Origin of the sequence: Pseudomonas sp. EpS/L25, from assembly GCF_001512295.1 — a bacterium.
In the GTDB taxonomy this organism is placed as follows: domain Bacteria; phylum Pseudomonadota; class Gammaproteobacteria; order Pseudomonadales; family Pseudomonadaceae; genus Chryseomonas.
In genome coordinates this window covers 306,815-329,645 of the sequence record NZ_LNUP01000011.1, presented here as the reverse complement: position 1 = coordinate 329,645, position 22,831 = coordinate 306,815, and the positions used below count along the sequence as shown (strand labels likewise).

22 protein-coding genes are annotated in these 22,831 nt (G+C 64.2%); 8 read left to right on the top strand and 14 right to left on the bottom strand.

Going from position 1 to position 22,831, the window contains the following annotated elements; translation table 11 throughout:
* The first annotated feature begins 3 nt into the window (after window positions 1-3).
* Window positions 4-2,172 (top strand): DNA helicase II, encoded by a 2,169-nt coding sequence (gene uvrD / locus AR540_RS10595; RefSeq protein WP_059228694.1) that lies wholly within the window; start codon window positions 4-6, stop codon window positions 2,170-2,172.
* A 2-nt stretch (window positions 2,173-2,174) separates the two neighbouring features.
* A complete protein-coding gene (locus AR540_RS10590; protein WP_059228692.1) occupies window positions 2,175-2,603 on the top strand; it encodes an EamA family transporter in 429 nt (142 codons plus the stop codon).
* 180 nt (window positions 2,604-2,783) lie between these two features.
* On the opposite strand, the gene AR540_RS10585 is transcribed toward AR540_RS10590, so the two are convergent.
* A complete protein-coding gene (locus AR540_RS10585) occupies window positions 2,784-4,544 on the bottom strand; it encodes a cation:proton antiporter (protein WP_059228690.1) in 1,761 nt (586 codons plus the stop codon).
* Between the two features lie 269 nt (window positions 4,545-4,813).
* On the opposite strand from AR540_RS10585, the gene AR540_RS10580 reads away from it, so the two are divergent.
* From AR540_RS10580 to ybaL, 5 genes are all read left to right on the top strand, one after another.
* Entirely contained in the window at window positions 4,814-5,674 is an 861-nt protein-coding gene (locus AR540_RS10580; protein WP_059228689.1) for a Tim44 domain-containing protein, read from the top strand.
* A 180-nt stretch (window positions 5,675-5,854) separates the two neighbouring features.
* On the top strand, window positions 5,855-6,256 hold the full coding sequence (locus tag AR540_RS10575) for an SMI1/KNR4 family protein (protein WP_007160107.1): 402 nt from the start codon (window positions 5,855-5,857) through the stop codon (window positions 6,254-6,256).
* 69 nt (window positions 6,257-6,325) lie between these two features.
* Complete coding sequence (locus AR540_RS10570) at window positions 6,326-7,084, top strand: SDR family NAD(P)-dependent oxidoreductase (protein ID WP_059228686.1); 759 nt, start codon at window positions 6,326-6,328, stop codon at window positions 7,082-7,084.
* 62 nt (window positions 7,085-7,146) lie between these two features.
* Entirely contained in the window at window positions 7,147-7,629 is a 483-nt protein-coding gene (locus tag AR540_RS10565) for an acyl-CoA thioesterase (RefSeq protein WP_059228684.1), read from the top strand.
* 74 nt (window positions 7,630-7,703) lie between these two features.
* Complete coding sequence (gene ybaL, locus AR540_RS10560) at window positions 7,704-9,443, top strand: YbaL family putative K(+) efflux transporter (RefSeq protein WP_059228682.1); 1,740 nt, start codon at window positions 7,704-7,706, stop codon at window positions 9,441-9,443.
* Here the strand turns inward: ybaL and AR540_RS26205 are convergent.
* Together AR540_RS26205 and AR540_RS10550 are read right to left on the bottom strand one after the other, a co-directional pair.
* Complete coding sequence (locus tag AR540_RS26205) at window positions 9,424-10,392, bottom strand: energy transducer TonB (protein WP_059228680.1); 969 nt, start codon at window positions 10,390-10,392, stop codon at window positions 9,424-9,426. The two genes, ybaL and AR540_RS26205, sit on opposite strands and share 20 nt — an antisense overlap.
* Before the next feature lie 131 nt (window positions 10,393-10,523).
* On the bottom strand, window positions 10,524-11,480 hold the full coding sequence (locus tag AR540_RS10550; protein WP_059228677.1) for a CobW-like GTP-binding protein: 957 nt from the start codon (window positions 11,478-11,480) through the stop codon (window positions 10,524-10,526).
* 51 nt (window positions 11,481-11,531) lie between these two features.
* Between AR540_RS10550 and AR540_RS10545 the strand changes: the two genes are divergently transcribed.
* Entirely contained in the window at window positions 11,532-11,882 is a 351-nt protein-coding gene (locus tag AR540_RS10545) for a hypothetical protein (RefSeq protein WP_059228673.1), read from the top strand.
* A gap of 38 nt (window positions 11,883-11,920) precedes the next feature.
* Here the strand turns inward: AR540_RS10545 and AR540_RS10540 are convergent, their stop codons facing one another.
* From AR540_RS10540 to atpE, 11 genes are all read right to left on the bottom strand, one after another.
* Window positions 11,921-12,556 carry a LysE family translocator gene (locus AR540_RS10540; RefSeq protein ID WP_059228671.1) on the bottom strand — a complete coding sequence of 212 codons (636 nt, stop codon included), beginning with the start codon at window positions 12,554-12,556 and terminating at the stop codon, window positions 11,921-11,923.
* A gap of 240 nt (window positions 12,557-12,796) precedes the next feature.
* Window positions 12,797-14,632: a glutamine--fructose-6-phosphate transaminase (isomerizing) gene (glmS, locus tag AR540_RS10535; RefSeq protein ID WP_059228669.1), complete on the bottom strand. Its 1,836-nt coding sequence runs from the start codon at window positions 14,630-14,632 to the stop codon at window positions 12,797-12,799.
* Between the two features lie 67 nt (window positions 14,633-14,699).
* Window positions 14,700-15,470, bottom strand: a complete 771-nt coding sequence (locus tag AR540_RS10530) for a DeoR/GlpR family DNA-binding transcription regulator (RefSeq protein ID WP_059228667.1) — start codon at window positions 15,468-15,470, stop codon at window positions 14,700-14,702.
* 54 nt (window positions 15,471-15,524) lie between these two features.
* Window positions 15,525-16,892, bottom strand: a complete 1,368-nt coding sequence (gene glmU, locus AR540_RS10525; protein WP_059228665.1) for a bifunctional UDP-N-acetylglucosamine diphosphorylase/glucosamine-1-phosphate N-acetyltransferase GlmU — start codon at window positions 16,890-16,892, stop codon at window positions 15,525-15,527.
* 154 nt (window positions 16,893-17,046) lie between these two features.
* Window positions 17,047-17,472 (bottom strand): F0F1 ATP synthase subunit epsilon, encoded by a 426-nt coding sequence (locus AR540_RS10520; protein ID WP_007160117.1) that lies wholly within the window; start codon window positions 17,470-17,472, stop codon window positions 17,047-17,049.
* A 38-nt stretch (window positions 17,473-17,510) separates the two neighbouring features.
* Window positions 17,511-18,887, bottom strand: coding sequence for a F0F1 ATP synthase subunit beta (gene atpD, locus AR540_RS10515; protein WP_059228664.1), 1,377 nt, complete (start codon window positions 18,885-18,887; stop codon window positions 17,511-17,513).
* Between the two features lie 30 nt (window positions 18,888-18,917).
* The gene (gene atpG, locus AR540_RS10510; protein ID WP_059228661.1) at window positions 18,918-19,781 is read right to left on the bottom strand and encodes a F0F1 ATP synthase subunit gamma; all 864 of its coding nucleotides are present in this window, start codon (window positions 19,779-19,781) and stop codon (window positions 18,918-18,920) included.
* Between the two features lie 48 nt (window positions 19,782-19,829).
* The gene (atpA, locus tag AR540_RS10505; protein ID WP_017641467.1) at window positions 19,830-21,374 is read right to left on the bottom strand and encodes a F0F1 ATP synthase subunit alpha; all 1,545 of its coding nucleotides are present in this window, start codon (window positions 21,372-21,374) and stop codon (window positions 19,830-19,832) included.
* Between the two features lie 18 nt (window positions 21,375-21,392).
* Window positions 21,393-21,929, bottom strand: a complete 537-nt coding sequence (locus tag AR540_RS10500; protein ID WP_059228660.1) for a F0F1 ATP synthase subunit delta — start codon at window positions 21,927-21,929, stop codon at window positions 21,393-21,395.
* Window positions 21,930-21,941: 12 nt separating this feature from the next.
* On the bottom strand, window positions 21,942-22,412 hold the full coding sequence (locus tag AR540_RS10495) for a F0F1 ATP synthase subunit B (protein ID WP_059228655.1): 471 nt from the start codon (window positions 22,410-22,412) through the stop codon (window positions 21,942-21,944).
* Window positions 22,413-22,467: 55 nt separating this feature from the next.
* Window positions 22,468-22,725 carry a F0F1 ATP synthase subunit C gene (gene atpE / locus AR540_RS10490; protein WP_003097235.1) on the bottom strand — a complete coding sequence of 86 codons (258 nt, stop codon included), beginning with the start codon at window positions 22,723-22,725 and terminating at the stop codon, window positions 22,468-22,470.
* Window positions 22,726-22,831 lie beyond the last annotated feature (106 nt).

The following is a 22,831-nucleotide window of genomic DNA, read 5'->3' as shown; positions in this document are numbered from 1 at the left end:
GCGATGAACGACGACATCTCGCTGCTGCTCAACTCCCTCAACGATGCCCAACGCCAAGCCGTGGCCGCGCCCCTGGGGCGCCAACTGGTCCTGGCCGGTGCCGGCTCGGGCAAGACCCGGGTGCTGGTGCATCGCATCGCCTGGCTGATCCAGGTCGAGCGCGCCTCGCCGCACTCCATCCTCTCGGTGACCTTCACCAACAAGGCCGCCGCCGAGATGCGCCATCGCATCGAGCAGCTGCTGGGCATGAGTCCGCAGGGCATGTGGGTCGGCACCTTCCACGGCCTCGCTCACCGCCTGCTGCGCGCCCACTGGCAGGAAGCGGGGCTGGCGCAGAATTTCCAGATCCTCGACAGCGACGACCAGCAGCGCATCGTCAAGCGGGTGATCCGCGAGCTGGGCCTCGACGAGCAGCGCTGGCCGGCGCGCCAGGCGCAGTGGTTCATCAACGGCCAGAAGGACGAGGGCCTGCGTCCGCAGCATATCCAGGCCGCGGGAGACCTCTTCCTCAGCACCATGCGCAGCATCTACGAGGCCTATGAAGCGGCCTGCGCTCGCGCCGGGGTGATCGACTTCTCCGAGTTGCTGCTGCGCGCCCTGGATCTCTGGCGCAACAGCCCCAGCCTGCTGGAGCACTACCAGCGGCGCTTCCAGCACCTGTTGGTGGACGAATTCCAGGACACCAACGCCGTCCAGTACGCCTGGCTCAAGCTGCTCGCCCAGAACGGCGCCAGCCTCATGGTGGTGGGCGACGACGACCAGTCCATCTATGGCTGGCGCGGCGCCAAGATCGAGAACATCCAGCAGTTCAACGAGGACTTCTCCGCGGAGATCATCCGCCTGGAGCAGAACTATCGCTCTACCGACACCATCCTCAAGGCTGCCAACGGCCTGATCGCCCATAACTTCGGCCGCCTCGGCAAGGAGCTGTGGACCGATACCGGCGAAGGCGAGGCCATCACCCTCTACGCCGGCTTCAACGAACACGACGAAGCGCGCTACATCGTCGAGACCATCGAGAGCGAATTCAAGAAGGGCACCACGCGCCGCGAAATGGCCATCCTCTATAGATCCAACGCCCAGTCGCGGGTGCTGGAAGAGGCACTGCTGCGCGAGAAGATCCCCTATCGCATCTACGGTGGCCTGAGATTCTTCGAGCGTGCCGAGATCAAGAACGCCATGGCCTACCTGCGGCTGATCCAGCATCGCCACGACGACGCCGCCCTGGAGCGGGTGATCAACGTACCGCCACGGGGCATCGGCGAGAAGACCGTGGAAGCCCTGCGCAGCGCCGCGCGGGCCCAGAACACCTCGCTGTGGCAGGCGTTGCACGACCTGGTCGGCGCCCGCGCGGTCTCCGGTCGCGCCGCTGCGGCGCTCAACGCCTTCGTCGAACTGGTCGACACCCTGGCGCTCAAGGCCGAGGACCTGTCCCTGCACAACCTCGTGCAGCAGATCATCGAGCAGACCGGCCTGGTCACCTTCCACAAGGAAGAGAAGGGCGAAAAGGGCCAGGCCCGGGTAGAGAACCTGGAAGAACTGGTCAGTGCCGCCCGCTCCTTCGACTTCAGCGGTGACGAGGAGATGACGCCCCTGGCGGCCTTCCTCGACCACGCCGCCCTGGAGTCCGGAGACACCCAGGCCGACAGCCACGAAGACAGCGTTCAGCTGATGACCCTGCACAGTGCCAAGGGCCTGGAATTTCCCCTGGTGTTCCTCGCCGGCATGGAGGAAGGCCTGTTCCCGCACAAGATGAGCCTGGAAGAACCCGGCCGTCTGGAAGAGGAGCGTCGCCTGGCCTACGTGGGCATCACCCGCGCCATGCGCCGGCTGGTGATGAGCTATGCGGAGACCCGTCGCCTCTATGGCAGCGAGACCTACAACAAGGTCTCGCGCTTCGTCCGCGAGGTGCCGGATGGCCTGATCCAAGAGGTGCGGTTGTCCAATGCGGTCAAGCAGCCCTTCGCCGGCAGCCGCCCCAGTCCCTTCGCCCAGGCGCCGGTCCCGGAAACCACCTTCAGCCTCGGCCAGCCGGTGCGCCACGCGCTGTTCGGCGAAGGGGTCATCCTCAACTACGAAGGCTCCGGCGCCCATGCCCGGGTACAGGTGAACTTCAAGGACGAAGGCAGCAAGTGGCTCATGGTGAGCTACGCCAAGCTCGAGCCTCTCTAGTCATGACCAGCTCCTGGCTGTTCTGGGCCCTGCTGGCGGCGGCCTTCGCCGCCCTCACCGCCATCTTCGGCAAGCTGGGCGTGGAGCACGTCAACGCCGACTTCGCCACCCTGCTGCGCACCCTGGTGGTGGTCGTGGTCCTGGCGGCCATCGTCGCAGCCACCGGTCAGGCGCAGCCCCTGGCCAGCATCACCGGCCGTACCTATCTGTTCCTGCTGCTCTCGGGCGTGGCGACCGGCCTGTCCTGGCTGTGCTATTACCGGGCGCTCAAGCTCGGTCCGGCTTCGCTGGTAGCGCCGGTGGACAAGTTGAGCGTGGTACTGGTGGCCATCTTCGGTGTGGCGCTGCTCGGTGAGCGCCTGGACCTGCGCCAGTGGTGCGGCATCGCCGCCATCGGCGGCGGCGTATTACTCCTCGCCTGGAGGCCCTGAAAGGGCGCAGGAAACAGGCCTGACCACCGGTGGGAGATTGCCGGATGGCAGAAGGCGGCCAAGCCCATTTCCTGCATTGTGCAATCCTTTGCCATCGGCACGCCTATTCAAACGACCGACTTAGAGCGATTCTGCCCCGTCGATCCCCGGGCGGCAATGCCTGCGAACGGGAAATACGCCCTAGTGTTGACCGCCCTTGTCCTGCTCCAGCGTCTCGATGAAGGCGATCTGCAACCGCGAATGCACGCGGATGAACCAGCGCCACAGCAGGGCGATCACCCCCACCGCCACCACCGCGATCAGCAGCAGCCACTCGCCGCGTGGCAGGATGTTGCTGCTCAGGGCGGCGAGCAGCACCAGGATGGCAGCCAGCGACAGCAGCGGGATAAGCTCGCTGACCAGCCGTCGCACCGGCTGGGTGTAGCGTCCGGCCTGGGTCTGGCGCACGCTGAGTTCGGCCATCAGCATGGCCAGTGCCTTGAGCTTGCGGTAGGCGGCGATCAGGCAGGGCAGCGAAAGCAGCAGCGCGCCACCCCAGATGCAGGCCTTCTGCATGTCGGCATCGGTGATCCAGGTGCTCAGCCAGCCGGCCAGGCCGCCGGCGAAATAGGTGCCGCCGAGGAAGATGGCGATGACCAACGATAGGTTGATACCGACCTGCAGCAGGATGCGTCTCATCATCCCGGCCAGTATCGCCTTCTCCCCCTGGGGCTGGATGCTGCGCAACCACTCGCCATAGACCCCCAGTACCCGCTGCAGCGGCTGCGGCAACCAGCTGCCGATCCACAGGGCCAACGGATCGGCCGCCTTGATCAGATAGGGCGTGAGCAGGGTGGTGACCGCCGAGACAGCCACCGCCACCGGATAGAGGAAATGGCTGGTGACGCCCAGGGTGATGCCCAGGGTGGCGATGATGAAGGAGAACTCGCCGATCTGCGCCAGGCCCATGCCTACCCGCAGCGAGGTACGGCCATCGTTGCCGGCGATCAGGGTGCCCAGGCTGCAGGCGAGGATCTTGCCCAGTACCACGACGACGCTGATCACGGTGATCGGCCACGCGTACTCGACCAGTACCTTGGGATCGAGCAGCAGGCCGATGGCGACGAAGAAGATGGCGCTGAACATGTCGCGCAGGGGCTCCACCAGCTTCTCGATCTTCAGCAACTGGCGTGACTCGGCCATGATGGCGCCGATCAGGAAGGCGCCCAGCACCACGCTGTACTCCAGCTTGGCCACCAGCAGGCAGAAGCCGAAGCACAGTCCCAGCACCGTGATCAGCAGCATCTCGTTGCTATCGAAGGTGGCCACGTAGGCCAGCAGGCGCGGTACCAGCAGGATGCCGATGACCAGGGCCACGATCATGAACAGGCTCAGCTTGCCCAGGGTCGCGGCCACTGCTCCCGGTTCCACCGAGCCACTCACCGCCAGGCCCGACAGCAGGGCGATGATGCCGATGCCGAGGATATCCTCGACGATCAGCACGCCGAAGATCTGCTGGGCGAAGCGCTCGTGCTTCATCTTCAGCTCGTTGAGCGCTTTGACGATGATGGTGGTCGAGGAGATGGCCAGGATGGCGCCGAGGAACAGCGAATCCATGTGCGACCAGCCGAAGAGTTGCCCCACCTGGTAGCCCAGCCAGAGCATCAGGCTGATCTCCAGGAAGGCGGCGATGAAGGCGGTGGCGCCGACGCGGAACAGCTTGCGCAGGGAGAACTCCAGGCCAAGGCTGAACATCAGGAAGATCACCCCCACTTCGGCGAGGGTCTTGATGCTTTCTTCGTCGTGGATCAGACCGAAGGGCGGGGTGTGGGGTCCGATGATGAAGCCGGCGAGGATGTAGCCCAGTACCACGGGCTGCTTGAAGCGGTGGAAGAGGATGGTCACCACGCCGGCCACCAGCATGATGACCGCCATGTCCTGGATGAAAGCTAGAGCGTGCATCGGCCGGGCCCTCCTTTGACGGGCCGGGCATTCTCCCGACACCTGCGCTGACTGGAGTTCAAGACTAGCACCTGCAACCTCTTGTGACGGATGCTGCAAAAATCTGTAATAGATTGATGTGCCTGGAGATTTCCGCCAGGAGCGGCCCGCTTCGGCCGCAGTGCCGGAAAACCGACAGGGCAAAATACCGAAACAATTCACGCTGGCTGTACTTGACCGGGCAGCGCAAGATGTATCCAACACCAGACTCTTCACTGAGAGAACACCACATGCAACGCCTGATGAGCTTCTTCATGATCCTCTGCCTGGGCCTCACGCTCAGCCTGGACGCCAACGCCAAACGCATGGGCGGCGGTAAGTCCGCTGGCGCCGCGCCCATCCACCAGACCCGCCAGGCTGCGCCGCCGCAGCAACCTGGCATGGCTGCACCCGCCGCCGGTGCCGGCGCTGCCGCCGCCGCCCGTCCGGCCAGTGGCGCTTCCCGCTGGCTCGGCCCGCTGGCCGGCATCGCTGCCGGTGGTCTGCTGGCCTCCATGTTCATGGGTGACGGCTTCGAAGGCTTCCAGTTCTTCGACTTCCTGATCCTGGCGCTCATCGCCTTCGTGATCTTCCGCCTGATCGCCCGTCGCAAGCAGCAGGCCGGCCCGCAACCCGCCGTTGCCGGCCATGCCCCGCTGCAGCGTGAGATGCCGACTCAGCCCACCAACGGTGGTCTGTTCGGTGGCGCCGCTGCCGGTGCCGCTCCGGTGATCGATGCGCCGAGCTGGTTCAATGCCGAGCGCTTCGTGGCCGCGGGTCGTGAGCACTTCATGAGCCTGCAGCAGCACTGGGATGCCAACGAGATGGACAAGATCGCCGAGTTCGTCACCCCGCAGATGCTGCAGTGGCTGCGTGACGAGCGCGCTGCCCTGGGTGAAGGCTTCCAGTCCACCTACATCGAGAACCTCAACGCCACCCTGGACGGGGTCGAGGATCTGCAGGGCAAGACCATCGCCACCATCACCTTCAATGGCGTTTCCAAGGAGTCGCGCTTCGACCAGGGCCAGCCGTTCAGCGAGAGCTGGCGCATGGAGCGCATGGCCGGTGAGAACCAGCCCTGGCTGCTGGCCGGTATCCGCCAGAACGCCTAAGCGAACGCGGTATCGAGAAGCCCGGCTCTACGCCGGGCTTTTTCATGGCCTCGCGACGCCGACCATCTCTCGAAAACGCTATCAAGTCCGCAGGGAAACTGCCGTTATCCCGGACTGAACTGCTAACCTTGCGCGCCTCTTCCCTATTCCATCCGGTGCGCATTTCGAGAGAGGCCTGCTATGGAAGACGTCATCGAACGCCTGCGTGAAGAAAACGAACCCGTCCCGGTGCCCCTGGAGCTGCCCGATGAAGACCTGCTGGTCGAGATCGAGGAAGAACTGCTCATCAGCCTGCCGCCGGAATTCCGCGAATTCCTGCTGACCGTCAGCGACGTGGTCTATGGCCGCATCGAGCCGGTGACCGTTACCGATCCCCAGTCCCACACCTATCTGCCGGAAGTCGCCGCCACCGCCTGGGACGAAGGCCTGCCGCGAGAGTACATTCCTCTCTGCGCCAGCGACGACGGCTACTACTGCGTCAGCCAGGAAGGCGAGGTACTGCTGTGGGAAGACGGCGACCTGACCGACGAATCCTGGGATTCGGTGTGGGTCTGGGCACGCGACGTCTGGCTGGAAAGCTGACGAGACCGGCACTGAACGACCCTGCCCTGCGCAGGTCTGGATAAGGCCATCACTTCCGGAGGATGCGTCATGAGCACTCCCGTCGTCCTGATCACCGGCGCCGCTGGCGGCCTCGGCCGCGCCCTGGCGCAGCGTTTCGCCCAGAGTCGCTGGCGCGTCGCCGCGGCCGACCGCGATGCCGAGGGCCTGCACGGACTGAACGGCATCGTCGGCCTGGACTCCAGCGTGACCGCCGACATTTCCAGTGCCGAGGGATGCCGTAGCCTGGTCAGCAAGGTGATGGCCCGCACCGGGCGGCTGGATGCCCTGATCAACGCCGCCGGCATCTGGCGCGAAGGCGAGGTGGAAACCTTCGGCGAAGAGGACTACGACCTGGTGATGGCGGTCAATCTCAAGGCCACCTTCTTCATGTGCTCGGCCGCCATTCCCTTCCTCAAGGAAAATCGCGGCGTCATCATCAACGTGGCCAGCGGCGCCGGTCGCCAACCGATCGCTGGAGCGGCCGCCTACGGCGCAGCCAAGGCCGCTGTGCGCTTCTTCAGCCAGAATCTGGCGGTGGAGCTCGCCCGCGATGGGGTACGGGTCAATGCCGTCTCCCCCGGCGACATCGACACCCCCATGCTGGACTTCCAGGCTGCCCACTATGGCAGCGGCGATCCCGCGGGCTACCGCCGCAACCTGCTCAATCGCTATCCCCAGGGCGATACCGCTCGCTTCATCCAGCCCGAGGAAGTGGCCGAGTTCGTCTACTTCCTCTGCCAGCCCCAGGCGGCAGCGATTTCCGGAGCCGATCTGCCGATCGACTTCGGTCTTTCCGCCGGTCGCTGAAAGGCGTGTGACAGACGGCGCCAGCGCGCCGTCTACAGAATTTCCCCCTCGAGGATTCGCCCTTGGAAGCCGGCAACCACCAGTTGAGCATGACCATCCTGATGACCCCGGACCTGGCCAACTTCTCGGGCAAGGTCCACGGGGGCGCCCTGCTCAAGTATCTCGACGAAGTGGCCTACGCCTGCGCCAGCCGCTATGCCGGTCGCTACGTGGTCACCCTGTCAGTGGACCAGGTGATCTTTCGCGAACCCATCCACGTGGGTGAGTTGGTGACCTTCATGGCGTCGGTGAACTACACCGGTACCACGTCCATGGAAATCGGCATCAAGGTCATCACCGAAAATATCCAGCAGCGCTCGGTACGCCATACCAACAGCTGTTTCTTCACCATGGTCGCAGTGGACGAAGACGGCAAGTCCTGCCCGGTTCCCCAACTCGAACCCGCAACGGCGGACGAGAAGCGGCGCTGTGTGCAAGCCCAGCAGCGGCGGCAGATTCGTCGGGAACTTCAGGAGCGCTATCAGGCACTCAAGGACACCCTTTGAGTTTTGCCGGCTAGGTCGCCGTCGTTCGACGGCAGCGGCTCCAGGATCTGGCAACTCCCCTCCCGGAGCCTGCCATGCCGCACGACACCCCTCTGCTCTCCACCCTGGCGATCGGCCTGGTCCTGGCTTTCGCCTTCGGCACCCTGGCCACCCGGCTGCGACTGCCACCGATCGCCGGCTATCTGCTGGCCGGCGTCGCTGCCGGCCCCTTCACCCCCGGCTTCGTCGCCGATCCCGAGTTGTCCAAGGAACTGAGCGAGATCGGCGTCATCCTGCTGATGTTCGGCGTGGGCCTGCATTTTTCCATCAGGGATCTGCTGGCGGTCAGGCGCATCGCCGTCCCCGGTGCCATCGTCCAGATCGCGGTCGCCACCCTCATGGGCATGGGCGTCAGCCATTTCCTCGGCTGGAGCCTGGGCAGCGGTCTGATCTTCGGCCTGTCGCTGTCGGTCGCCAGTACCGTGGTACTGCTGCGGGCGTTGGAAGAACGCCAGATGGTGGAAAGCCGTCGCGGCCGTATCGCCGTGGGTTGGCTGATCGTCGAAGACCTGCTGATGGTACTGGCGCTGGTGGTCCTGCCGGCACTGGCCGGGCCGCTGGGCGGGGAGGCCGGGGCGCAGGGAGAGAACAGCCTGGTACTCGAACTGGGCCTCACCGCCCTCAAGGTGGGGGCCTTCATTGCCCTGATGCTGGTGGTGGGTCGGCGGGCCATTCCCTGGCTGCTGGCCCGGGTGGTCCGCACCGGCTCGCGAGAGTTGTTCACCCTGGCGACCCTGGCCATCGCCATGGGTATCGCCTACGGCTCGGCGGCGCTGTTCGGCGTGTCCTTCGCCCTGGGCGCCTTCTTCGCCGGGGTGGTACTCAACGAATCGGAACTCAGCCATGATGCCGCGGAAAATTCACTGCCGTTGCGCGAAGCCTTCGCCGTGCTGTTCTTCTTCTCGGTGGGCAGCCTCTTCGATCCAGCGATCCTGCTGGAGCAACCCTGGGCGGTGCTGGCCACGGTGGCAGTGATCGTCTTCGGCAAATCCATCGCCGCGGCGCTGATTGTCCTCGCCTATCGTCGACCGCTGAGCGTGGCCCTGACCATCGCCGCGAGCCTGGCCCAGATCGGTGAATTCTCCTTCATCCTCGCCAGCCTCGGCCTGTCGCTGAAGCTGCTCGACCAGGGCGCCCACGATCTCATCCTGGCCGCGGCGATCATCTCCATCATCCTCAATCCGCTGCTGTTCCATGGCATCGATCTGCTGCAGCCCTGGATGGAGCGTCGTGAGGGGCGTCGACTGGTCAACGTCAAGGGCAAGCATGCGCCGGAACTGGACGACGACCAGCCTGACACCGTCGTGCAACAGGGGCACTTGGTACTGGTGGGCTACGGCCGGGTCGGCCGCTACATCTGCGAGCGCCTGGATGACGCGGGGCCGCCGCTGATCGTCATCGCCGACGAGCCCGAGCATGTCACGGCGCTACGCCAGAAGGGCTTCAGGGCGATCCTGGGCAATGCGACCCGGGAAAAGGTGCTGGCACGGGCGAAGCTCCAGGAAGCCCGGGCGCTGCTGCTGGCCATTCCCAACGGCTTCGAAGCCGCGGAGATCGCCCGCCGGGCACGGGAGCTGGCGCCAGGCCTGCACATCCTCGCCCGCGCTCATCACGATGACGAGATTCGTCACCTGGAAAACCACGGCGTGGACGAAGTCATCATGGGGGAACGTGAGATCGCCCATGGCATGTTCCGCTACCTGGGCCTGGAGCGACCTGGTGAACACGAAGCGGAGCCCCACAGGGCTCCGCAACCTAGCGGCGCTGGATCTTGAAGTTGAAGGTCTTGGTGGCCTTGCGCGGCACGATCTGACCGCCGGAGACGCTGGGAGCGAAGCGCCACTCGCCGAGCACCTCCAGTACCGCACGCTCCAGCTGCTTGTTGGAGGCTTCCAGCACCTGAATATCGGCCAGCCGGCCCTCGGCGGTGACGGTGAACATCACCCTTACCTCGCCACCCACGCCGCGACGACGCAGCATCTCCGGATACTCAGGCGGCGTCATCTTGATCGGCCGGATATCGGCATCGTCGATGCTGCCGGTAGGAATACCCGCGGTCTTCGGCGGACCGGAAGGAGCGGCGGCCGGGGAAGGCTGGCTGGATGCGGCCGCGGCGGCAGGTGCAGGCGTCGGTGCCGGCGCGGGTGCGGTTGTCGCCACCGGTTCAGGAGCGGGCTCGACCCTCTTCGGCAACGGCTTCTGCTGGCTGTGCTCGATCGGCTTGGGTTTAGGCTTCGGTTTGGGCTTTTCCACCACCGGCTTGGGTGGTTCCACCGGTTTTGGTGGTTCCACGGGCTTGGGCGGCTCCGGTGCTGGTGGCTCGGGCTGAGGCGGCGGCGGTGCCGGTGGTGCCGGGGTGGGCGCCGGCGGCTCGGGAGTCGGTTTGGGGAGCTGGATGAAGCTGACCTGCATCGGCTCGTCGCCCTTGGCGATCTTCAGCTCCGGCGGTGCCTGGACTACCAGGAACAGTGCTGCCGCCATGCTGGCATGCATCAGTAGCGACAGCACCGAGGCAACGCCCCAGCCACGACCGCGCGGTGGCTGCTCGCTCGGTTCGGCAGCGCCTACCGGAGTCAGTACCGGGGTGAGGATCTCTTCGTTACGTTCCGGCATCCGGAACGACAGGATGGTGGCCGAGGGTTCGCTACGCTTGGCATTGACCCCTGCCACGGGCTCCACGTCGCCGGCCAAGGCGGCCCTGACGGGGCCCTGGACGGATTCCACTTCATCACCATCGGCACGCGCAGCGACTACGAGAGGTTCAGGCTTGGCAAGAGACGTCGGAGCCATGGGAGCAATACGCAGAGGAAGTAAATTTAATAATCATTATCATTGGCTGAACAAATTTGGCAACCTCAAATGTCGCGAATGGTCCCGCGCAGGCCTTTTTCGAGGGCCTCTAGGTCCGGCATCTGCTCCAAGATCAATTCCAGCCGATTATCGCGCCGCCACAGAGTAGGCTCCCAGCTAGCCTGTTTTGCCAGACCGTTGTAGGCCTGCCAGCCGTCCTCCAGTTGCAGGACGGCTTTCAGCCTGAGCAGACCGGGAAGTCCGGCCAGAAGAGCCGACAGCGCCGGTCCATCGAAGCTGTGCCGGGGATGCCAGCGCCAACCGACGGCATGACGTCCCTCCTGGGTATGGCTGAAGCGCAGCGGGCGATTGGGCAGTACCAGCGCCTGCGGACTGGGTGCGGCAACCGGCTCGGGCAATTCACCGCTGCGCGGTAGCTCATCGGTAGTCTGGGGCAGCTCGGCCAGGGTGACTCGACCCCCATCGGTCCAATACAGCGATCTGTCGCCCAGCAGTGGAGGCAAGAGCGTTCGGTCCAGGCCCGCGCTCTTGTTGAGCACGATCAGTCCGGCCTGCTCCAGTGCCTGTTGCTGGGCATCGGGCACGGGCTGACCCTCGAGCAGTTGCCCGGCATCCACCACCCAAATCAGGGGTTGCAGGGTCAGCACCCCGTCCCAGGGCGGCGCCTGGAGCTGGCGGTAGAGACTGGCGGGATGGCCCAGGCCGGAGGGTTCGATGAACAGGCGATGAGGTCTTGCACGTCTGAGCAATCGCGTCAGGGCCACCTGCAGGGGCACGCCCTGGATGCAACAGAGGCAACCACCGGGGACTTCCGCGATGCTCAGCTCCTCGTCGTCCTGGGCCATGAGCGCCGCATCGAGGCCCACCTGGCCGAACTCGTTGACCAGGATCGCCCACCGCTCGTCGCTCGGCCGTTGGGCGAACAGCTGGCGGATCAGGGTGGTCTTGCCGGCCCCCAGGGGACCGGCGATCACATGGGTCTTGATATTGGCGAGGCGCATGGCGGGAGGTCGAATGCTAGAGTGGCGATTTTGCGTGGGAGGATGGATGGAATGCGGCGGTTGCTGATCACCCTGGTGCTGTTGCCGTCATTGGCGCTGGCCGACGCCTGCGTGATTCGCAGCCGTCAGGGCAGTTTGGACGTGCAGATCTGCCAGAGCAACATCGACATCCCCGCCAAGCTGTTCCGCGAAGGTTTCTGCCAGCCGCAGCTGCCGGGCCAGCAGACAGAGGTGAGCTTCGTCGACCGCTGCCCAGTGGGCGAGATCGGCATCTGCCAGGGCGCACGCAGCCCCGGCGTGCCCTATCGGCAAGACATCCACTACTACGGCGAACCCGGCGACGGCCGCTTCCTGGCCGTCGCCTGTCGCCAGCAGAACCAGGGCAACTGGCGCGTGCCCTGAACGAATCCTGCCAGGAGAAGTGAACCTCTGCCCGATGCTCAGGCGACCTTGGCTTGAACGGTGAACAGGCTTGTCCCCAGCGCCACGAACGAAGCGCCGAACAGCCGGTTCAGCAACCGTACACGATTGGGTGCGGCAAGCGTGCGCCGTAGCACCTGAGCCAGGATCACATAGAAGAGGTGGGAAAGCACCGAGCAGGCTGCAAAGGTCAGTACCAGAATGCCCAACTGCGTGTGCGAGTCACTACCCGGGCGGATGAATTGCGGCAGGAACGCAGCAAAGAACAGGATCGCCTTGGGGTTGGTCAGCGCCACGATCGTGCCGTTGAAGAGCAGTCTATGGTTGGTGAGGACACGCCTTCCCGGCTGATCGAGGGTGTCGAAGGCGCTGCTGCGACTTTTCCATTGCTTGATACCCAGGTAGATCAGATAGCTCGCGCCAAGCACCTTTAGCAGCAGGAAGGCCGTAGCCGAGGCCTGCAGTATTACCCCCAACCCAGCACTGGTCGCGGTCGAGATCACCAGCAAGCCGCAGGCATTGCCGACCGAGCCGAGCATTGCCCGCCGCGGCCCGTAGGCTACCGAATTGGATAGCGCCATGATCACCCCAGGACCGGGGGTCAGGGTAACCAGCATGGCTACTGCGACAAAACCGAACCAATCGTGGAGCAACATCCTCGGACCTCACCTTGAGACGCCAGCCAGCAGCGGGCAGCAACCGTCCACTATTCTGCTGATACATGGTCGGCAAATCGCCGACCCAATTTTTCTTCCAGACCCGCTCCACCAGTGGGCGAGCCCCAGTCAAGCAGCGCTGGAGATCGCTCAGCAGCCGTGCAGAAAGGGACAGCCAATCCTATCCATTCCTGCGACGGCGTCTTCTTCTACCAGCAACAAGGTTCCACGTGAAACCTGTTACTCCACCGTCACCGACTTGGCCAGGTTGCGCGGCTGATCCACATCGGTACCCTTAAACACGGCCACGTGATAGGACAGCAACTGCAACGGGATCGTGTAAAGGATCGGCGACAGGGCGTCGTGGATATGCGGCATGGTCACGATGCGCGTGCCCTCGCCATCCTCGAAGCCGGCACGCTCGTCGGCGAAGACGATCAGTTGGCCACCCCGCGCCCGCACTTCCTGCAGGTTCGACTTGAGCTTCTCCAGAAGTTCGTTGTTCGGCGCCACGGTCACTACCGGCATGTCGGCATCCACCAGCGCCAGGGGACCATGCTTGAGCTCGCCGGCCGGATAGGCCTCGGCGTGGATGTAGGAGATCTCCTTGAGCTTGAGTGCCCCTTCCATCGCCACCGGATATTGCTCGCCACGCCCCAGGAACAGGGTGTGGTGCTTCTCCGCGAAGGACTCCGCCAGCTTCTCCACGGTCTTGTCCATGGCCAGGGCTTCATCCAGGCGCGCCGGCAGGCGACGCATCTCGGCCACCAGTTCGGCTTCGACAGCGACATCCAGGCGCTGCTGGCAACGGCCAAGGCTCAGGGTCAGCAGCAGCAAAGAGACCAGCTGGGTGGTGAAGGCCTTGGTCGAGGCCACGCCGATCTCCGGACCGGCCTGGGTCAGAAAGCTCAGCTGGGATTCGCGCACCAGGGAACTGGTCGCCACGTTGCAGATCGCCAGGCTGCCCAGATAGCCGGATTGCTTGGCCATGCGTAGCGCGGCCAGGGTATCGGCGGTCTCGCCGGACTGGGAGATGGTGACGAACAGGGTGTCCGGGCTGACAGCGACGCGGCGATAGCGGAACTCGCTGGCCACCTCCACCTGGCAGGGAATGCCCACGTACTCCTCGATCCAGTAGCGCGCCACCGAACCGGCATGGAAGCTGGTACCACAGGCGACGATCTGTACCTGGCGTACCTTGGCGAACAACTCGGACGCCGCCGGCCCGAAGGCCTCGGGCAGCACCTGCCCGTCACCCAGGCGCCCTTCCAGGGTGCGCTGGACCACGCTGGGCTGCTCGTGGATCTCCTTGAGCATGAAGTGACGATAGGCGCCCTTGTCGGCCGCCTCGCTGCCTTCGTGGTACTGCACCGTCTCGCGCTGGACCGGCATGCCGTTCACGTCCCAGAGGCGGACCTGATCCAGGCGGATCTCGGCCACGTCGCCCTCTTCCAGGTAGACGAAGCGATCGGTCACCTGACGCAGCGCCAGTTGGTCGGAAGCCAGGTAGTTCTCGCCCAGGCCCAGGCCGATCACCAGGGGACTGCCACTGCGGGTCGCCACCAGGCGATCCGGCTGCTGGCGCCAGACCGCCGCCAAGCCATAGGCACCATGCAATTCCTTGACCGCCGACTGGAGCGCCGCGGTCAGGTCGCCGCTTTCCTGCAGCTTGAGGTGCAGCAGGTGGACGATGACCTCGGTATCGGTCTGGGAGGTGAAGACGTAGCCACGCTCCTTGAGCTGGGAGCGCAGCGCTTCATAGTTTTCGATGATGCCATTGTGCACCACCGCCACGTCACCCCGGGAGAAATGCGGGTGAGCATTGGCTTCGGTGGGTGCGCCATGGGTGGCCCAGCGGGTATGGGCGATGCCCAGGCGACCAGCCAGGGGATCGGCGAGCAGACCTGCTTCCAGTTCGCTGACCTTGCCGATGCGGCGCAGGCGCTGCAACTCGCCCTGGGCATCCAGCAGCGCCAGGCCGGCGCTGTCGTAGCCGCGATATTCCAGGCGCTTGAGGCCCTCGACCAGAATGGCGGTGATGTTACGCTCGGCAATGGCGCCGACGATTCCACACATGCTTACCTCCCGTTGCCTGTCTTATCCACAGCGACTTTCCAGCGCCCACTGTGGATGACTCGATTGTCTAGTGTTCCACAGCGGCGCGGACGACCTGCACACCGCGCCTTTCGATTGCCTGTGCCGCCTCGGGCGACAGGCGTTCATCGGTGATGAGGACGTCCACCTTTTCCCACGGTAGTTCCAGATTGGGAATTCGCCTGCCCAATTTGTCCGCTTCGGCCATGACCACCACCTCCCGCGCGACCTCGGCCATCACTCGCGACAGCGACAGATGCTCGTTGAAGGTGGTGGTGCCGCGCTCCGGATCGAGGCCATCGGCACCGATGAACAGTTGGTCGAAGTCATAGGATCGGAGCACCTGCTCGGCGATCTGACCCTGGAAGGATTCCGAATGCGGATCCCAGGTGCCGCCGGTCATCAGCAGCATGGGCTCCTGCTCCAGCTCGCGCAGGGCCATGGCCACCTGCAGGGAATTGGTCATGACCACCAGACCGGGACGCCGATCGAGCTGCGGAATCAGCGCCGCCGTGGTGCTGCCACAGTCGACGATGATCCGCGCATGTTCACGCAGACGCTGGGCGGCGGCCCGTGCGATGGCCTGCTTGAAAGGTGACGCCTGGGGCGGTGCCTCGGCCAGCAGTTCCTGGGGCATGGCCACCGCGCCGCCATAGCGACGCAGCAGCAGGCCGTTCCGCTCCAGGGCGGCCAGATCCTTGCGGATGGTCACCTCGGACGTCTCCAGCTGGCGGGCCAGCTCATCGACACTCACCTCGCCCAGCGCCTGGAGTTGGGCGAGGATGGCATGGCGACGCTGGGCGGTATTGCGGCGAGTCATAAATTTCGATTCGAAAGATAATGGATCGAATCAAAACCTAATCTGCGCCCGACGTCAAGTCTTGAGGGTCTTTTTCGGACGCTGCCAGCCACTCTTGTTGATCTGGCGTGCACGGCCCAGCGCCAAAGTGGCCGCTGGCACATCTTCAGTGATGACCGAACCCGCAGCCGTGGTCGCCCCTGCACCCAGGGTAACCGGCGCCACCAGGGAACTGTTGGAACCGACGAAGACGTCCGCACCAATTTCGGTTCGAAACTTATTGGCGCCGTCATAGTTGCAGGTGATGGTGCCCGCGCCTATGTTGCTGCCCGGTCCTATGCTGGCATCCCCCAGGTAGGTGAGATGGCCGGCCTTGGCGCCATCCTGCAGATGAGCATTCTTCAGCTCGACGAAGTTGCCCACGTGGGCCTTGGCACCCAGTTCGCTCCCGGGACGCAGTCGGGCGAAGGGACCGACGTCGGCGCCCTCACCCACCACCACGCCATCCAGATGGCTGTTGGCCTTGATGATGGCGCCGCGCTTGAGCAGGCTATCCTTAATCACGCAATTCGGACCGATACTCACGCCGTCTTCCAGTACCACCCGTCCTTCGAGAATGACATTGATGTCGATGGACACGTCGCGGCCGGCCTCGACCTGGCCACGCTGATCGAAGCGCAAAGGGTCCAGCAGGGTCACCCCCTGCAACATCAGGCGTTCGGCGGCGCGCAGCTGGAAGTGCCGTTCCAACTGCGCCAGTTGCCGGCGATCGTTGGCGCCCTGGACTTCCATGGCATCCGCCGGTTGGCTGGTGGCGATGGTCAGGCCGTCCGCCACCGCCAGGGCGATGACGTCGGTCAGGTAGTACTCGCCCTGGGCATTGCTGTTGGATAGCCGGCCCAGCCAGTCGGCCAAACGCCGGCCCGGTACCGCGAGGATGCCGGTGTTGCCTTCGCGGATGGCGCGCTGTGCATCGCTGGCATCCTTGTGCTCGACGATGGCGGTCACCCGTCCCTGGTCGTCACGGAGGATGCGGCCATAGCCGGTGGGATCTTCCAGCTCCACGGTCAGCAGCGCCAGATGAGCATCATCCACCTGCTGCAGCAGGCGCTCCAGGGTCTCGGTCTGGATCAGGGGTACATCGCCATAGAGGATCAGTACCCGCTCCGCCGTCAGCGCCGGCGCCGCCTGGGCCACGGCATGACCGGTACCCAGTTGCTCGGCCTGGACCACGAAGCTCACGTCGTCGGCGGCCAGCTGGCTGCGGACCTGGTCGGCACCGTGACCGATGACGACGTGGATGCCGGCCGGCTGCAGTTCACGGGCGCGGTCGAGGACATGCCCCAGCATGCTGCGACCGGCTACGGGATGCAGCACCTTGGGTAGAGCGGATCTCATGCGGGTGCCCTGGCCAGCAGCCAGGATGACGATTTCCAGGGACATCGGAACCTCGGAGACAGGAGGAAGAGACGGGTCGCAGACCGAAGACAACGGGTACCTTCAAGTCCGACCACATGGAATTGCTCGCCGCGCTTTTCGGGCGACAAAAGAAAAGGGTAGCCGAAGCTACCCTTGTCGTTACAGCCTGACCTGGCGCTTAGCGCTTGGCCTGCCGCTTGAGCTGCTGGATGGTGCGCAGCTGGGCGGCGGCTTCGGCGAGCTGTGTCGCGGCAGCGGTGTAGTCGAACTCCGTGCCCTTGTCGCTCAGGGCTGCCTCGGCGCGCTGCTTGGCTTCCAGAGCGGCAGCTTCGTCGATGTCACCGGCGCGGCTGGCGGTATCGGCCAGTACTTCGACGACATTCGGCTGCACTTCCAGAAAACCGCCGGAGATGTAGAACACCTCCTCGGCGCCCCCGGCCTTGACCAGGCGGATGGGGCCCGGTTTCAGATCGGTGAGCAGCGGCGCATGGCCCGGGGCGATACCCAGATCACCCAGGTGGCCGTGGGCGATGATCATCTCCACCGCGCCGGAGAAGATTTCCCCTTCCGCGCTGACGATGTCGCATTGGACTGTCTTGGCCATAGCATGCCTCTAAGAGCGCCCGTCGCCGGGCGCGGCAGTTACAGTTTCTTGGCTTTCTCGATGGCTTCGTCGATGCCGCCGACCATGTAGAACGCCTGCTCGGGCAGGTGATCGTAGTCGCCACGCAGGATCCCGGAGAAGCCGGCGATGGTGTCCTTGAGGGACACGTACTTGCCGGGCGAACCGGTGAAGACCTCGGCCACGAAGAACGGCTGGGACAGGAAGCGCTGGATCTTACGAGCACGGGATACCAGCTGCTTGTCGGACTCGGACAGTTCGTCCATGCCCAGGATCGCGATGATGTCCTTCAGCTCCTTGTAGCGCTGCAGCACGTACTGGACGCCGCGAGCGGTATCGTAGTGCTCCTGGCCGATCACGTTCGGGTCCAGCTGGCGCGAGGTGGAGTCCAGGGGATCGACCGCCGGGTAGATACCCAGGGAGGCGATGTCACGGGACAGAACCACGGTGGCGTCCAGGTGGGCGAAGGTGGTCGCCGGGGACGGGTCGGTCAAGTCATCCGCAGGGACGTAGACGGCCTGTACGGAAGTGATCGAACCCAGCTTGGTGGAGGTGATGCGCTCCTGCAGGACACCCATTTCCTCGGCCAGGGTCGGCTGATAGCCCACCGCGGACGGCATACGACCCAGCAGCGCGGACACTTCGGTGCCGGCCAGGGTGTAGCGGTAGATGTTGTCGACGAACAGCAGGACGTCACGGCCTTCGTCACGGAATTTCTCGGCCATGGTCAGGCCGGTCAGGGCCACGCGCAGACGGTTGCCCGGCGGCTCGTTCATCTGGCCATAGACCAGGGCGACCTTGTCCAGAACGTTGGAGTCCTTCATCTCGTGGTAGAAGTCGTTCCCTTCACGGGTACGCTCGCCCACGCCGGCGAACACGGAATAACCGCTGTGCTCGATGGCGATGTTACGGATGAGTTCCATCATGTTGACGGTCTTGCCCACGCCGGCGCCGCCGAACAGGCCGACCTTGCCGCCCTTGGCGAAGGGGCAGACCAGGTCGATGACCTTGATGCCGGTTTCCAGCAGATCGTTACCACCGGCCTGCTCCGCATAGGACGGGGCCTTGCGGTGGATTTCCCAGCGCTCTTCCTCGCCGATGGGGCCGGCTTCGTCGATGGGGTTGCCCAGCACGTCCATGATGCGGCCGAGGGTCTTGACGCCGACCGGGACCTTGATGGCCTCGCCGGTGTTGCCCACGTTCAGGCCACGCTTGAGGCCTTCGGTGCTACCCATGGCGATGGTCCGGACCACGCCGTCGCCCAGCTGCTGCTGGACTTCCAGGGTGGTTTCGGCACCCTGCACCTTGAGGGCGTCATAGACGCGCGGTACCGCGTCGCGCGGGAATTCCACGTCGATCACGGCGCCGATGATTTGTACGATACGTCCGCTACTCATTTCGCGTTCCTCGAATGTTTAAGCTGTCCGTCAGACCGCGGCGGCGCCGCCGACGATTTCCGAAATTTCCTGGGTGATCGCAGCCTGGCGAGCCTTGTTGTAGACCAGCTGCAGCTCCTTGATGAGATCGCCGGCGTTGTCGGTGGCGTTCTTCATCGCGATCATCCGCGCGGCCTGTTCGCTGGCAGCGTTCTCGACCACGGCCTGGTACACCTGGGATTCCACGTAGCGCACCAGCAGACCGTCGAGCAGGGTCTTGGCGTCGGGCTCGTAGAGGTAGTCCCAATGCTTGCCCTGCAGCTCACCGCCCTCGGTCGGTACCAGGGGTACCAGCTGCTGGATGGTCGGCTTCTGGGTCATGGTGTTGACGAAGACGTTGGACACCACGTACAGACGGTCGATACGGCCGTCCAGGTAGGCATCCAGCATCACCTTGATGCTGCCGATCAGGTCGCCGATCGCCGGGGCTTCGCCAAGGTGGCTGATGGCCGCGACCACGTTGCCGCCGAAGCTGCGGAAGAAGGAGGCACCCTTGGCCCCGATCACCGCCAGATCGATTTCCACACCCTTGCCGCGCTGGTCGCTCATGTCGCGGACCAGAGCCTTGAACAGGTTGGTGTTCAGACCACCGGCCAGACCCCGATCGGAGCTGACCACGATGTAACCGACGCGCTTGACCTCGCGTTCCACCATGAAGGCATGGCGGTACTCGGGGTTGGCATTGGCCAGGTGGCCGATCACAGCGCGGATGCGCTCGGCATAAGGTTTGCTGGCAGCCATGCGGGCCTGAGCCTTACGCATCTTGCTGACCGCAACCTTTTCCATGGCGCTGGTGATCTTCTGTGTGCTTTTGATGCTCGCGATCTTGCCGCGAATCTCTTTTGCGCCTGCCATGTGACACCTATCGGGTTGGCAAACGGGGGCTGGCGCCCCCGTCGCGGCTTACCAGGTTTGCGTGGCCTTGAACTTCTCGATTCCCGCCTTGATGCCGGCGTCGATCTCGTCGTTGAAGTCGCCCTTCACGTTGATCTTGGCCATCAGGTCGGCGTGATCGCGGTTGAAGTAGGCGATCAGGGCCTGCTCGAAGCTACCGATCTTGTCCAGGGACACATCGCTCAGGAAACCACGCTCGGCGGCGTACAGGCTCAGGGACATCTCGGCGATGGACATGGGCGCGTACTGCTTCTGCTTCATCAGCTCGGTGACGCGCTGACCATGCTCGAGCTGCTTGCGGGTGGCTTCGTCCAGGTCCGAGGCGAACTGGGCGAAGGCCGCCAGTTCACGGTACTGGGCCAGCGCGGTACGGATACCGCCGGACAGCTTCTTGATGATCTTGGTCTGGGCCGCACCACCCACACGGGATACCGAGACACCGGCGTTGACCGCCGGGCGGATGCCCGAGTTGAACAGGCCGGCTTCCAGGAAGATCTGGCCGTCGGTGATGGAGATCACGTTGGTCGGAACGAAGGCGGACACGTCGCCGGCCTGGGTCTCGATGATCGGCAGCGCGGTCAGCGAGCCGGTCTTGCCGGTTACGGCGCCGTTGGTGAACTTCTCGACGTAGTCGGCGGAGACGCGGGAAGCGCGCTCGAGCAGACGGCTGTGGAGATAGAACACGTCGCCGGGATAGGCTTCACGGCCCGGCGGACGACGCAGCAGCAGGGATATCTGGCGATAGGCCACGGCCTGCTTGGACAGATCGTCATAGACGATCAGGGCGTCTTCACCGCGGTCGCGGAAGTATTCGCCCATGGTGCAACCCGAGTAGGGCGCGAGGAACTGCAGGGCAGCCGATTCGGACGCACTGGCTGCCACCACGATGGTGTTGTGCAGAGCGCCGTTCTCTTCCAGCTTGCGCACCACGTTGGCGATGGTCGACTGCTTCTGACCAATGGCGACGTAGACGCAGCGGATGCCGCTGTTCTTCTGGTTGATGATGGCATCGATCGCCATGGCGGTCTTGCCGATCTGACGGTCACCAATGATCAGCTCACGCTGACCGCGGCCGACCGGGATCATGGCATCGACGGCCTTGTAGCCGGTCTGCACCGGCTGGTCGACCGACTGACGCCAGATCACGCCCGGTGCGACCTTCTCGACGGCGTCGGTGGCGCTGGCGTTCAGCGGACCCTTGCCATCGATGGGGTTGCCCAGGGCGTCGACGACGCGCCCCAGCAGTTCCGGACCGACCGGGACTTCCAGGATGCGGCCGGTGCACTTGGCACTCATGCCTTCGGCCAGACCCAGGTAGCTACCCAGGACCACGGCGCCGACGGAGTCCTGCTCCAGGTTCAGTGCCATGCCATAGATGCCGCCGGGGAATTCGATCATTTCGCCGTACATGACGTCGGCCAGACCGAAAATGCGCACGATACCGTCGGAGACGCTGACGATGGTGCCTTCGTTGCGGGCTTGCGAGGTCACGTCGAGCTTGTCGATGCGACCCTTGATGATTTCACTAATTTCGGAAGGATTGAGTTGCTGCATGCTACTGCCCCTTCAAACTCAAGGTTTCAACGCTTCGGCCAGTTGCGCGAGCTTGCCGCGAACGGAGCCATCGATTACCAAGTCGCCGGCGCGGATAACCACACCACCGATCAGGCTCGCATCCTCGGATGCATTTAGTCGCACTTGTCGACCTAGCCTTGCGCTGAGAGCCTTGGCGAGTTTGTCTTGCTGTTCGTCGCTCAAGGCGAAAGCACTGGTGACTTCCGCCTCAATGGATTTTTCCTGTTCGGCCTTGTACGCCTCGTAGATCTCGGCGATGGCCGGGAACAGGTCGATCCGGTCGTTTTCTGCCACGGTCCGAACGAAGTTCTGGGACTGTGCATCCAGCTGATCGCCACATACGTCGATGAGCAATCCGGCCTTGGCGTCCGCGGTCAACTGCGGCTGCTGAAGCAGCTGGCGCACGGTCCCGTCCTGGGATACCGCGGCGAGCAGCCCGAGCGCTGCCGACCATTGGGTCAGCTGCTGCTGGGCCTGTGCGAACTCGAAAGCCGCCTTGGCATAGGGCCGGGCCAGCGTGTTCAGTTCTGCCATTGGTGGCCTCGCTTAGATTTCCGCTGCCAGTCGGTCGACCAACTGGGCATGAGCATTGGCATCAACGGTCGATCCGAGGATCTTCTCGGCGCCGGCCACGGCCAGCAGACCGACGCGAGCACGCAGGGCGTCCTTCGCGCTGTTGATTTCCTGCTCGATTTCAGCCTGAGCCTGCGCCTTGATCCGCTCGCCTTCGACACGGGCCTTGGCCTGTGCGTCCTCGACGATCTGGGCGGCACGCTTGTTGGCTTGCTCGATGATCTCGGCTGCCTGGCCCTTGGCTTCGCTCACTTTCTGGTTGGCTTGCTGCTGTGCCACTTCCAGATCACGAGCCGCGCGGTTGGCAGCGTCAAGGCCATCGGCAATCTTCTTCTCACGCTCACGCAGCGCCGAGATGATCGGCGGCCACACGTACTTCATGCAGAAGAGCACGAAGATGAAGAAGGCAACGGACTGGCCTATCAGGGTTGCATTAATGTTCACGCCAACACCTCGCTCGTTCGTTGTCCATCAGTCCTGCCTGCACCCCGAAGGGTGATCAGCCGGCGATCTGACCAACGAAGGGGTTAGCGAAGGTGAAGAACAGGGCGATACCAACACCGATCATGGTCACGGCGTCGAGCAGACCGGCGACGATGAACATCTTGACTTGCAGCATCGGAACCATTTCCGGCTGACGAGCGGCGCCTTCGAGGAACTTGCCACCCAGCAGACCAAAGCCAATGGCGGTACCCAGAGCGCCCAGGCCAATCAGCAGAGCAACGGCGATCGCGGTCAGACCAACTACAGTTTCCATCTTTCCTCCCGACTTTTTTAGTCGTCTTGGTTAAGGTTGAAGCGAAAAAGTTTTCCCAAGTTACCCGGCGGACAAGGCCCCCCGGGACTCACGGCAGAACCGCCTC